12 protein-coding genes are annotated in these 12,400 nt (G+C 60.4%); 7 read left to right on the top strand and 5 right to left on the bottom strand.

Going from position 1 to position 12,400, the window contains the following annotated elements; translation table 11 throughout:
* Positions 1-74 precede the first annotated feature (74 nt).
* From DW211_RS08415 to DW211_RS08400, 4 genes are all read right to left on the bottom strand, one after another.
* Positions 75-1,895, bottom strand: coding sequence for a hypothetical protein (locus tag DW211_RS08415; RefSeq protein ID WP_118260257.1), 1,821 nt, complete (start codon positions 1,893-1,895; stop codon positions 75-77).
* A 128-nt stretch (positions 1,896-2,023) separates the two neighbouring features.
* Positions 2,024-2,443 carry an HI0074 family nucleotidyltransferase substrate-binding subunit gene (locus tag DW211_RS08410; protein WP_118260255.1) on the bottom strand — a complete coding sequence of 140 codons (420 nt, stop codon included), beginning with the start codon at positions 2,441-2,443 and terminating at the stop codon, positions 2,024-2,026.
* The gene (locus DW211_RS08405) at positions 2,430-2,717 is read right to left on the bottom strand and encodes a nucleotidyltransferase family protein (RefSeq protein WP_117655961.1); all 288 of its coding nucleotides are present in this window, start codon (positions 2,715-2,717) and stop codon (positions 2,430-2,432) included. The genes DW211_RS08410 and DW211_RS08405 overlap by 14 nt, the downstream gene beginning before the upstream one ends.
* 8 nt (positions 2,718-2,725) lie before the next feature.
* A complete protein-coding gene (locus DW211_RS08400) occupies positions 2,726-3,157 on the bottom strand; it encodes an Rrf2 family transcriptional regulator (RefSeq protein ID WP_099431873.1) in 432 nt (143 codons plus the stop codon).
* Positions 3,158-3,381: 224 nt separating this feature from the next.
* Between DW211_RS08400 and sufC the strand changes: the two genes are divergently transcribed.
* Genes sufC through sufU form a run of 5 tightly spaced genes read left to right on the top strand, consistent with a single transcriptional unit; the run spans position 3,382 to position 8,627 of the window.
* On the top strand, positions 3,382-4,182 hold the full coding sequence (gene sufC, locus DW211_RS08395; RefSeq protein WP_118260253.1) for a Fe-S cluster assembly ATPase SufC: 801 nt from the start codon (positions 3,382-3,384) through the stop codon (positions 4,180-4,182).
* Between the two features lie 12 nt (positions 4,183-4,194).
* Positions 4,195-5,607, top strand: a complete 1,413-nt coding sequence (sufB, locus tag DW211_RS08390; protein WP_117854891.1) for a Fe-S cluster assembly protein SufB — start codon at positions 4,195-4,197, stop codon at positions 5,605-5,607.
* On the top strand, positions 5,607-6,878 hold the full coding sequence (locus DW211_RS08385; protein WP_118260251.1) for a SufD family Fe-S cluster assembly protein: 1,272 nt from the start codon (positions 5,607-5,609) through the stop codon (positions 6,876-6,878). Before sufB ends, DW211_RS08385 begins: the two co-directional genes overlap by 1 nt.
* Positions 6,875-8,200 carry an aminotransferase class V-fold PLP-dependent enzyme gene (locus DW211_RS08380; RefSeq protein WP_199576754.1) on the top strand — a complete coding sequence of 442 codons (1,326 nt, stop codon included), beginning with the start codon at positions 6,875-6,877 and terminating at the stop codon, positions 8,198-8,200. The genes DW211_RS08385 and DW211_RS08380 overlap by 4 nt, the downstream gene beginning before the upstream one ends.
* Positions 8,193-8,627, top strand: a complete 435-nt coding sequence (sufU, locus tag DW211_RS08375) for a Fe-S cluster assembly sulfur transfer protein SufU (protein ID WP_118260249.1) — start codon at positions 8,193-8,195, stop codon at positions 8,625-8,627. The genes DW211_RS08380 and sufU overlap by 8 nt, the downstream gene beginning before the upstream one ends.
* Positions 8,628-9,285: 658 nt before the next feature.
* Here the strand turns inward: sufU and DW211_RS08370 are convergent.
* Positions 9,286-10,098, bottom strand: a complete 813-nt coding sequence (locus tag DW211_RS08370; protein WP_118260247.1) for a transposase — start codon at positions 10,096-10,098, stop codon at positions 9,286-9,288.
* A 403-nt stretch (positions 10,099-10,501) separates the two neighbouring features.
* Between DW211_RS08370 and DW211_RS08365 the strand changes: the two genes are divergently transcribed.
* Together DW211_RS08365 and DW211_RS08360 are read left to right on the top strand one after the other, a co-directional pair.
* Positions 10,502-11,236 carry an iron-sulfur cluster assembly scaffold protein gene (locus DW211_RS08365; protein WP_006235554.1) on the top strand — a complete coding sequence of 245 codons (735 nt, stop codon included), beginning with the start codon at positions 10,502-10,504 and terminating at the stop codon, positions 11,234-11,236.
* An 18-nt stretch (positions 11,237-11,254) separates the two neighbouring features.
* Entirely contained in the window at positions 11,255-12,259 is a 1,005-nt protein-coding gene (locus DW211_RS08360) for a GGGtGRT protein (RefSeq protein ID WP_055252290.1), read from the top strand.
* The last annotated feature ends 141 nt before the right edge of the window (positions 12,260-12,400 follow it).

The following is a 12,400-nucleotide window of genomic DNA, read 5'->3' as shown; positions in this document are numbered from 1 at the left end:
TGCACAACAAAACGGGGCCCGATGCCGCCGCACCGGACCCCGTCCCAAACTCTTATAGAAAACGATCTGGAAGATTACTCCTCCGAGCCGTCCTCCCCAGAAGCCTTCTTCTGCTGATCGAGCTTATGCTTACCACTTACGATAGACGTAGCGCCCAGTGTGGCCAAGCTTGCACTAGCAAGGCTCGCCATCACAATCAGATCGCCCGTCTTGGGCATGTTGCCGCCCGAAGACTTGGTAGTTGTAGTCGTCGTGGTCGTGGTGGTCACCGTTTTGGAGTCATTTTGCTCCTGGACCTGGTCATCGGTGTTGCCCTTACCGCTGTCCTCGCTCTGCTGCTTTCCGTCCTCAGTCTTGCCCTTGCTCTTGTCTTTCTCCTCAGATTCAGACTTCTTATCCTCGTCCTTCTTCTGTTCGGACTTGTCGCTCTTCTCCTCAGAGCTAGAACCCTTATCGGATTCGGTCTTCTCGGAAGCCTTGTCCTTGGAGTCGCCCTTTGCGGCTTCGATCTTTTCCGTGGAAACCTGATCAGAGTTGCCCTTGTTCTGGGTCGAGCCGTTATTGACGCCAGCCATCAGCGAAGAGCCCAGCGTAGAACCAAGCTGCTCGGAGAAAGAAGGCTTCTTGTCCGGCGAAGCAACGGGAACGTCCGGCGCCTTATTCGAGTCATCCTTGGAAGCATCGGAACCAGGGGTTGCGTCAGAGCCGGAGCCGTTGTTAGAGCCGGTGCCAACGGACGAATCGCTCGAGCCGGTGGATGAGTTAGAGGTGCCAGCGCCGGTCGAACCAGAAGCGTCGCTGTCCGTATTGCCGGCAGAGCTTGAAGACGAATCGCCCGCAGCAGAGCCGTTCGAAACGGAGCCGTTCGAGGTAGAGCCGTTGTTGGTAGTGCCACCAGCAGAGCCATCACCGTCAGCACCGGTCGAGGGCGCATCCATCCTGTCATCGTTGGCATCGTCGCTCGAGTCGTCATTCGAATCAGGCGTCGGCGAGGGCGCCGGCGTGGGCTCGGGCTGCACGGGCGTCGCAGCGGCAGCGGCCTCGTCCTCGGCGATATAAACCAAGCAGTCCTTCAGCTCGTTGCGGTAGCGGTTCTTCCAGCCCTCATGATACTGGGGCTGGCTCGAATACTTGGTCGCCACGTTATTGACCACACTGTTGGAAAGCGCCGTCACAAACTCGCGATCAGTCATACTGTTAGAAAGGTTTGCCCAACGGAAGAAGTCCCTGCAACCACCGGTGCCGCACATGTTGGTGATGCTCCACACCATGCCCTTAACGCAATCGGCACGGCCCGAAATATCAATGCCCAGGCCGCTCTTGAGCCACGCCTCGGTCACCGCATAGTACGAGTTGTACGCATACGCATCCTGCAGAGCCGAGAACTCAACAGGGTCGGTGTTATAAGCACCTTGGAAAGCCTCCTGCGCAATACGGCCCAACTCGGTGAGCTGGCCGTTCTCGTACATGGCATTGCTCGTGTTGGAAATCTCGCTGCCGCGATCAATCGCATCCTTGAGCATGCTGTATTTTTCGGGGTTGTAGTTGTAGGCCTGCTTCATAAACGGGATGAGCGACCAACGACGGTCGAACTGGTAATAACCCAGCGCGTTATAACCGTCACCGTACGAAAAGCCCTGGTTATAGTTGCCGTGACTCTCGTATTTGGTGAAGTACTTCATCTCGGGAGTCACGTTAACAAACGAAACGCCCTGGACCGACCTCAGCACGCCCGAGAAGGACTGCTGGGTGTAGAGACCCTTATCGATATCGGTGGCATCCGAGGCAACGCCCGGCGTGGGCTCCTCGGCAGCGGCGGGTGCCGGCACGGAAACGGCGCCAAACGAAAGCGCCAGCGTCAGGCCCGCGACAATAGCAGAATGCTTGGGCTGCATAAGATCCTCCCTGCATTGGTGTAGTTAAAGTGCAGTTTGCAAAGATAAAAATAAGTATTGCAGCTCGCCCGTTGTTGCACAACAACCCCTCGGTAAACGGCAACAACCCTCCGCGAAATCTTAAGGAATTAAACAAACTGGTCGTCGGGCGCCATCAGAAGCTCGCCGTATCGCTCCATCAGCCCGTCCCTCAACTGACAAAAAGCGGGAATATATACGTTCAAGATGCGCTGAATCAAATCTTGAGCGAGCTTGTTGTCATAGATATGGACGTTCGTATTGCGGTCTTTGAGCATATCTAGCCAGGCCGCCTCATCAATAAAGTAGTAGAATCGGTAGGACTCCTTCAAGATGGCACGAGGAGACCCCGACGCGGCAAGCGTGGCGCCCTCATACTCGAGCAGACGCTTAAGGAGCTTCCAGCTCAGTTCAAATTGAAGATTGAACTTATTAATCAAACCACTCTGAACAAAATCATTGCTAAGATCCTGATTGGGTGCATCCTCAAGATTCGCCAAGGCGCTGGCAAAGTTCTCATATTTTTTCATACAGAATCACACCATCCCTGGCAATTTCATCGAGCAATTGCTGCGATAAGGACTCATCCAGATTGACGACGTCTATATCTAAAAGAGTATCAAGACGCTCCTCTATCAGATATGAGAAACGGTCGAAATCCCGGCAACCTGCTACAGCAATATCAATATCGCTCTTAGGCAAGTTGTCACCGCGGGCACGAGAACCAAACAGCACAACCCTCTCGGCGTCACATTCCCGAGCAAAAATCTCAATTTGCTTGTACACCTTGTCGAGAGATACCATCTGCAGCCCTACAGCTTAATGTCGAAGTTGATCTCGGGGACGGCAGCAAGGTCGGCCAACGTCACGCCGTCGACGTACTTTTCGATCACGTCGTCCAGACCGCGCCAGAATTTGACGGTCGAGCAAAGATCGCTGCGGGCGCAGCTGTTGTCGATGCCATCGCACGCCACCGGAGCCGTGCTGCCTTCGACGGCGCGCAGGATGTCGCCGGCACGCACCTCGGCCGGGTCCTTGGCCATCATGTAGCCGCCGCCCTTGCCGCGCACGCTCTTAAGTAGGCCCGCCTTCATGAGCGGACGAACCAGCTGCTCCAGATACTTTTGCGAGATACGCTCGCGGTCGGCGACCTCGCGCAGAGCGATCTTGCCCTCGGCGTCGCCCAGCGCTGCGATATAGATCATCAGTCGGAGGGCATAGCGGCCCTTAGAAGAAATGAGCATACCTACCCTCCCATCGCATCTTGGACAACATAACCAGGTTTGTTTGTCCCAAATCTTAAGTAAGTGGGACAAACACAACAGGTTATTTTGTCCCACATCTAGAAAAGTCGAGTGGATTAGTCGGGTTTTCCCTTGACTAACGCCGAACCCATAGTAACTTTATTCCGAGAAGATTCCTAGGGTTTCGTACACCCATGAGTACACCATATACAGAGAGGGACAGCATGAGCGCAAATCCGCTGCTTTCCATCGAAGGTCTGACCGCCTCCGTGGACGAGAAGACCATCCTCCACAACGTCAACCTTAACGTCGCCGCCGGCGAGACCCACGTGTTGATGGGACCCAACGGCGCCGGCAAGTCCACCCTTGGCCACCTGGTCATGGGCGACCCCGTCTACACGGTCAACGACGGCCGCATCGTCTTTGACGGCCAGGACATCACCGAGCTCACCACCGACAAGCGCTCGCGCGCCGGCCTGTTCCTGAGCTTCCAGGCCCCTGTCGAGATCCCCGGCGTGCCACTGTCGAGCTTTTTGCGCGCCAGTATCGCCGGCCGCCCCGGCCTGGAGATGAAGGGCAAGGAATTCCGTCGTCGCGTCAAGGAGCTCGCGGCCGAGCTTAACATGGATACCGCCTACCTCAACCGTGAGCTGGGCGTGGGCTTCTCGGGCGGCGAGAAAAAGAAGGTCGAGATGCTCCAGCTTCTGCTGCTGCAGCCCAAGCTCGCCATCTTGGACGAGACCGACTCCGGCCTGGACGTCGACGCCCTGTCCACCGTCAGCCACGGTATGGACGCCTACCGCAAGAGCTGCAACGGCTCCATGCTCATCATCACGCACAACACGCGCATCCTGGAGCACCTGGATGTCGACCGCGTCCACGTTATGGTCAAGGGCCACATCGTGCGCGAGGACGATGCCTCGCTGATCCCCTGGATCGACAAGAACGGCTTTGAGACCTTCGAGCGCGAGGCCGCCGAGCAGCGCGCCCAGGCCGAGGCCGCCGCTGCCGAGCAGCAGGCGTAAAGGGGCGACGCAATGACCAAGAACCGCACCGAGGTCGCGGACATCGACCGCAGCCTCTACGACTTCACCTACGGCGAGGAGGGATTCGAGCGCCTCGACGCCGGCATCACGCCCGACATCGTGCGCGAGATCAGCGCCAAGAAGGACGAGCCACAGTGGATGCTCGATCTGCGCTTAAAGTCCCTCGAGATCTTCAATCGTTTTCCCGACCCGACGTGGGGCCCCTCGATCGAGGGCCTGGACATGGACAACATCGTCACCTACGTCAAGCCCAACACCGACCAAAAGCACGACTGGGAGTCGGTGCCCGACGACATCAAGAACACCTTTGAGCGCCTGGGCATCCCCGAGGCCGAGCGCAGCTACCTGGCGGGCGTCGGCGCGCAGTACGACTCCGAGCTGGTCTACCACAACATGCAGGACACCGCGTCCAAGATGGGTATCGTCTACTCCGGCATCGAGGAGGCCCTGCACGACCCGCAGTGGGAGCCGCTCATCCACGAGAAGTTTATGACGCTCATCCCGCCCACCGACCACAAGTTTGCGGCCCTGCACGGTGCCGTGTGGTCGGGCGGCTCGTTTGTCTACGTGCCCAAGGGCACCAAGCTCGATTTTCCGCTGCAGAGCTACTTCCGCCTTAACGCCAAGGGTGCCGGCCAGTTTGAGCACACGCTCATCATCGTCGAGGACGACGCCGACCTGCACTTTATCGAGGGTTGCTCCGCGCCCAAGTACAACGTTGCCAACCTCCACGCCGGCGCCGTCGAGCTCTTTGTGGGCAAGCGTGCACATCTGCGCTACTCGACCATCGAGAACTGGTCCAAGAATATGTACAACCTCAACACCAAGCGTGCGCGCGTGGACGAGGACGGCGATATCGAGTGGATCAGCGGTTCCTTCGGCAGCCACGTGGGCTACCTCTACCCCATGAGCGTGCTCAACGGCCGCCGCGCCCGCTCGAGCTTTACCGGCATCACCTTTGCCGGCGCCGGCCAGAACCTGGATACCGGCTGCAAGGTCGTGCTCAACGCGCCCGATACCTCGGCAACCGTCGAGACCAAAGGTATCTCCAAGAGCGGCGGCATTCAGACCTTCCGCAGCTCTATCGTGGCCACGCCCAAGGCAGAGGGTTCCAAGGCAACCGTGAGCTGCCAGTCGCTCATGCTCGATGACCAGAGCCGCTCCGACACCATCCCCGCCATGGACATCCGCGCCAAGAACGTCGACATCGGCCACGAGGCCACCATCGGCCGCATCGGCGACGACAAGGTGTTCTACCTGATGAGCCGCGGCATCTCGGAGGAAGAGGCCCGCACCATGATCGTCAACGGCTTTGCTAACCCGGTCTCCAAGGAGCTGCCGCTGGAGTATGCCGTCGAGATGAACAACCTGATCAAGCTCGAGATGGAAGGAGCGATCGGATAATGAAACAGGAAACCAACGCCGCTGCTACCACGCTCGAGCAGGTCAACGCGATGCCCGCAGCAACCTGGGGCTGGTTGAAAATGAACCAGACCAAGCTCGAGCTCTCTGACGAGCTTGCCGCCACTCCCGCCGAGGCCGTTGAGGTCGAGGGCTTGGACGAGCAGTTCTCCGGCGCGGCCGACGCCTTCGACACCGCCATGGACGCCATGGCCGAGCGCTTCCCCGAGCGCCGTGCCTCCGCCCCCGGTGATGCCGCCGACCGCGCCCGCATCACGCCCGAGACCGAGCTCGACGTACCCGCCACCTCCGTCTACCAGGCCGGTGCCATTAAGCTCGAGGAGGAGCTCTCCCCCGTTGAAGCCTTCGAAACCGGCATGGGCGAGGCTGCCTACGCCTACTTGGCCGAACACGCTACCAAGCACATCGTCATCGATGTGCCCGCATACAAGCACGCCACGGTTGCTGTGCGCGTGAGCGGTGTCGATGCCGCCGCGGCCATCGCCGCCATCGACGTCGTCGCCCGCCCGCGGGCAACGCTCGACCTGCAGATCGCCCTGGACTCCCCTGTTACCGGCGAGGGTGTCGTGGGCTCCGTGCTACGCGTGTGCTCCCACGAGTACGCCATCGTCAACGTGACCTGCACGCAGACGCTCGACGATAGCTGGATCGCGCTCGACGACACCGGCCTGTTCCTGGACGAGGGCGCGCGCGTCAACGTGCAGCACACCGTCCTGGGTGCCGGCGCCAGCGCCACCGGCCTTGCCGGCGACCTGCTGGGCGATACCGCCAAGGTCACCATCGATACTGACTACCTGGGCGCCCGCGAGCAGGTGCGCGACTTTAACTACGAGCTGCGCCACCGCGGTCGCAAGACCGAGTGCGAGATCGACGCCAACGGCGTGCTGACCGGCACGTCCAAGAAGGTCTACCGTGGCACCATCGACCTCGTGCACGGCTGCAAGGGTGCAACCGGCACCGAGCGCGAGACGGTGCTTTTGGCCAACAAGGGCGTCGACAACAAGACCGTTCCCGTCATTCTCTGCGACGAGGACGACGTCGCCGGCAACCACGGCGCCACCATCGGTCACGTCCGCGACGAGCAGCTGTTCTACCTCGCCTGCCGCGGCCTTGACCAAAACGCCGCCGAGGACCTGTTCATCCGCGCCAAGCTGGAGGACGCCGCGCTTTCCGCCACCGACGAGCGCACCCGCGCCGCCGTCGTCCGCCTAGGCAACAACCTGATCGACAACTTTGAAGAGGAGCTCGCATGATCGACACCGAGCACGTTAAATGCGACACCTGTACTGCCCCCGAGCCCATGGAGCTCGACGCCAGCGACGAGGCTTCGCGCGGCTGGCCCACTGTGGACATCGAGGCCAACCCCTACAAGGGCCAGTTCCCCCTGTTCCAGCAGCACCCCGAGATCGCCTTCCTCGATAGCGCCGCCACCGCGCAGCGCCCTGCCTGTGTGCTTGACGCCGAGCGCGACTTCTATCAGCGCATGAACGCCAACCCCCTGCGTGGCCTGTACTCGCTGTCCGTCGAGGCCACCGACGCCATCGCGAAGGTGCGCCAGCAGATCGCCGACGTCATCGGCGCCGCCCAGGCCAACGAGGTCGTCTTCACCCGCAACACGAGCGAGTCGCTCAACCTGGTCGCCAAGAGCTTTGCGCCCACAGTGCTCGAACCGGGCGATGAGGTCGTCATCACCATCATGGAGCACCACTCCAACCTGATTCCGTGGCAGCAGGTCTGCCGCGAGACCGGCGCCAAGCTCGTCTACCTCTACCCCACCAAGACCGGCCAGCTCACGACCGAGGAGGTTCTGGCCAAGGTGGGTCCCAAGACCAAGATTCTGGCTGTGGGTCAGGTCTCCAACGTGTTGGGCGTCGAGAACCCAGTCAAGAACCTCGGCAAACTCGTGCACAAGTACGGCGGCTACCTGGTCGTCGACGGTGCGCAGTCGCTGCCGCACATGCCGGTCGATGTGGCCGACCTGGGCGCCGACTTCTTTGCCTTTAGCGCGCACAAGGCCATGGGCCCCATGGGCATCGGCGTGCTGTGGGGCAAAATGGACCTGCTCAACGCCATGCCGCCCATGCTCACCGGCGGCGAGATGATCGACTCGGTCACCGAGCGGGACGCCGTCTGGGCGCCCGTCCCCGAGAAATTCGAGGCCGGCACGCAGGACGCCGCCGGCATCTTCGCCACGGGTGCGGCACTCGACTACCTGGTCAACACGGTGGGTTACGAGAACATCCAGGCCCGCGAGCAGGCACTCGTCCACTATCTGATGGGCGAACTCATGCAGCTCGACTTTGTCCAGATCATCGGCTCCATCTATTGGGATAACCACCACGGCGTCGTGAGCTTTAACGTCAAGGGCATCCACCCGCACGACGTCGCGAGCATCATGGACATGGACGGCGTCTGCATCCGCGCCGGTCACCACTGCGCGCAGCCGCTGCTCACCTGGCTGGGCGTCGAGAACCTCGCCTGCTGCCGCGCCAGCGTGGCCTTCTACAACGACAAGGCCGATATCGACAAGTTCATCGCCGGTCTGCATCACGTTTGGAGCACGTTCAATGGGTAACCTCTACACCTCCACCACATTTATGGAGCACAACTCGCACCCCGACTACAAGTACGAGATGGATGCCCCCACGCACGAGCACGACGGCATCAACCCCAGCTGCGGAGACGAGCTCACCTTGCAGCTACGTGTCGAGAACAACGTGATCGAGGAGGCCTCCTTCACCGGCCACGGCTGCGCCATCAGCCAGGCCAGTGCCGACATCATGGCCGACCTCATCACCGGCGAGACCGTCGAGGAAGCTCGCCGCCTGGCAGAGCTCTTCCTCGCCATGATCCGCGGCGAGAAGCTCTCCGAGGAGGACCTGGAAGATCTGGACGAGGCCGCCCAGCTCCAGGACATCTCGCACATGCCCGCCCGCGTTAAATGCGCCGAGCTCGCCTGGCGCACCCTCGACGGCATGCTCGAGGGGCAAGCAACCCAGTAGCGTATGCCCCGAATCCAAGGTTTTTGATTGCCGAGCCGCCCGATACGGGCGGCTCTGTTTTTTCTAATGAGCGCGAACGCACAAAGTCCGCGCGTCCTGCACCCCGTCTGTCATTTACCACACAGCCAGACGCGAACACGGGCGTTTTCCACAGCACCAAAGGCCTGCGGCAGGGCCACGAGCACGCCTAGCATCGTCCCATGCCCCATCCAGCTGGGCTCCAATTCGCTTCGCGCCTGCTGCAGACGGGTCCCATAGGGAGCGGCGTGCATTTTTGCGAGTATTCAGCACGCCAAGCTGTGTGTATACGCATCGAAAGCGTTAATCAACGTCTCCAGGCGCATATATAGTGCGTTTTAGAACAAGCATCTTGGTCTCAGGGGCGCAAACATGAGCTTCGGGAGCGCATCGGCAGGCATAAATAGCTTCGGGGCCCGTATGTTGCAAAATTGCGACGGTAGTGGCAGCACCGCGATGCTGAAAACTCCGTTTTTTGCACGGCGCAGATGGGGGTAGGCACGGGCAAACCCGGACTGAGCCCTTATTTTATGCAAGATGGCGATTGTTCTATGCATATAAAGAAGTGCAGTTACCGCACCAAGCTTTTGAACGCTTGTTGCGGCGTATAGACGACCCCATCTGCGGTGTACAGGCGACCCTACATCACGTTTCCGCCAGTCCGCATCGCCGTCCGCGCGCGGGCACGCACAATACGAGAGACGGTACTTTTGCCAATCCCGGTATAGCGCTCAATCTGGCGCACCGTGAAACCGGCATCGTGTAATCCAACAATAACGGTATCGCGCCGCGCCGGCGGTGCGGCTTTAACCCCGCAGAGCGGAACCCCGAGACTCTTCGCCATCTTGTTGGCAAAGGCGTGGCGTTCCCATTCCGTCTCTTTCATATCGCACAGCGCTGGCTCACTGCCGTCGGGCGTCGAAAGCGAATAGGCAATAAAGCCCTCGGCAGAACCAAAAAGCTCAAGCACGCAAGAAGGATCAGAAAATCCCCTCGCGACATCTGCCGCGTCACCGTCGTAAGCGCACAAATGCTCCGCAAAGCTACTCCAGGGATAACGCTCGATTAGGCTAACGCCCGCATCCTGAGGATCGGCGTGTACGGAGCGAATAGCCTCCATCGTCTGCCAGTCGGTATCGAGCGAGCGCCGGTCAAAACGGTTCTGGAACAGATGACCTGTACGCCCCGTGCGTTTATTGAACCGCCGCGCGTACGTCAAAAGCAGCCGGTGCATCGCCGCGCTCATCGCGTCCTCGTAATCTGCAAGCACCAGATGCACGTGATTGCCCATAAGGCACCAGGCGATAACCGTCACGCCCGCCTCGCGGCAGCACTCGCGCATCAGCTCCAAAAACTCCCACCGGTCTTCATCGCCCTCAAAGATGAGCTGCTTGCCCACACCGCGGGCACAGACATGGTAAAAGCCGGTAACCGTTCTCCAAACGCGCTGCATGGCGCTCCCTTCGCCGGGATCTGATTGCCATCCAATACAGCACGATTGAAGCGTGCCATCAAAACATTCACGCAAAACAATACACTCGCGCGGCCAAAGGCAGTAAACGGGCGGCGAACGGCACCGTTGCAACAGGTCAGACCCCGCAACGCATACAAGAGCTGACCAAAAGCTTGCCCAAGACGAACCCCCTCTACGGAAGTTCGCGACCACAGAACATATAGTTAAACCGTTTCAATTAAAACTTCCGGACTTCTCGCTACGAAAACTGAGCCGTTCGCCGAATATTCCGTGCATTTCGCGGTATTATAGGGGCTGCATGTCATGTCCCTTTCGAAGGGTCGCCCGGCAATCGCCAGCCACGACCCCCAGACGGGACGCCAACACGATAGAGAGGAGAGGCATGCAGTACTCACAGGAAGTGGAGAACATGTGCCCCGTTGCCAAGGGTGCATACCACGGCCCCGCACCCATCCCCGAGGAGGGCAAGTGGGTCCAGGCTAAGGAGATTTCCGACATCTCCGGTCTTACGCACGGTGTGGGTTGGTGCGCACCTCAGCAGGGCGCCTGCAAGCTCACGCTGAACGTCAAGGACGGCATCATCGAGGAGGCCCTCGTTGAGACCATCGGCTGCTCGGGCATGACCCACTCTGCCGCCATGGCTTCCGAGATCCTTCCCGGTAAGACCATCCTCGAGGCCCTCAACACCGACCTCGTCTGCGACGCCATCAACGTTGCTATGCGCGAGATCTTCCTGCAGATCGTTTACGGCCGCAGCCAGACCGCGTTCTCCGAGGGCGGCCTGCCCGTGGGCGCCTCCCTCGACGACCTCGGCAAGGGCCTTCGCTCTCAGGTCGGCACCATGTTCGGCACCAAGGCCAAGGGCGCTCGTTACCTCGAGCTCGCTCAGGGCTACGTCACTCGCATGGCTCTCAACGACAAGAACGAGATCATCGCTTTCGAGTTCCTGAACCTCGGCAAGTTCACCGACGCCGTCAAGGCCGGCAAGACCCCCGAGGAGGCCATCGCTGGCGCTATGGGCCACTATGGTCAGTGGGAGAACGCTGCCAAGTACATCGACCCGCGCACCGACGAGGAGACTCACTCCGTCGCCAGCGTGTTCCCGGTTCACGAGTAGAAAGGGAGGGAAATAACTATGACTGTTACGTTCGAAGGTTACGAGCGCCGCGCTGACAAGATCAACAAGTGCCTCGCCGACAACGGCATCGCCTCCCTCGAGGAAGCTCTGCAGATCTGCACCGACAAGGGCTTCAACCCGCGTGAGATCGTCAACAACACCCAGTCCATCGCCTTCCAGAACGCCGAGTGGGCCTACACCCTCGGCTGCGCTCTCGCTGTCAAGCGTGGCGCCAAGACTGCTTCTGAGGCTGCCGCCATCATCGGCGAGGGCATCCAGGCCTTCACCGTTCCCGGCTCCGTCGCCGAGGACCGCAAGGTCGGTCTGGGCCACGGCAACCTGGGCGCTATGCTGCTCTCCGACGACACCGAGTGCTTCGCCTTCCTGGCCGGCCACGAGTCCTTCGCTGCCGCTGAGGGTGCTATCGGCCTGGCTCTGAACGCCAACAAGGCTCGCAAGAAGCCGCTGCGCGTTATCCTGAACGGTCTGGGCAAGGACGCCGCCCAGATCATCGCCCGCATCAACGGCTTCACCTATGTGAAGACTCAGTTCGACTACTACACGGGCGAGCTCAAGGTCGTCGAGACCATCCCCTACTCCGATGGTCCCCGCGCTGCCGTTAACTGCTACGGCTCCGACGACGTCCGCGAGGGCGTTGCCATCATGTGGCACGAGAACGTCGACATCTCGATCACCGGCAACTCCACCAACCCCACGCGCTTCCAGCACCCCGTCGCTGGCACCTACAAGAAGGAGCGCCTCGAGGCTGGCAAGAAGTACTTCTCCGTCGCTTCTGGTGGCGGCACTGGCCGTACCCTGCACCCGGACAACATGGGCGCCGGCCCTGCCTCTTACGGCATGACCGACACCATGGGCCGTATGCACTCCGACGCCCAGTTCGCCGGTTCTTCCTCCGTGCCTGCGCACGTCGACATGATGGGTCTCATCGGCATGGGCAACAACCCCATGGTCGGTGCCACCGTCGCCTGCGCTGTCGCCGTCGAGGAGGCCCTCAAGGCCTAATCGCGCCCGCGCGATGCTCATATAGTTGAGCTTTAGAGCCGCTACCTTTCGAGGTAGCGGCTCTTTTTGTTTGCGCTATCGCAGGGTAGCGAATGCCGATATATCAGTTGGGGCGAAATACGAGATGTGACGAGATGAAAC

Source organism: Collinsella sp. AM18-10, from assembly GCF_003471585.1.
In the GTDB taxonomy this organism is placed as follows: Bacteria; Actinomycetota; Coriobacteriia; order Coriobacteriales; family Coriobacteriaceae; genus Collinsella.
This window is presented reverse-complemented; position numbering and strand designations above follow the sequence as displayed.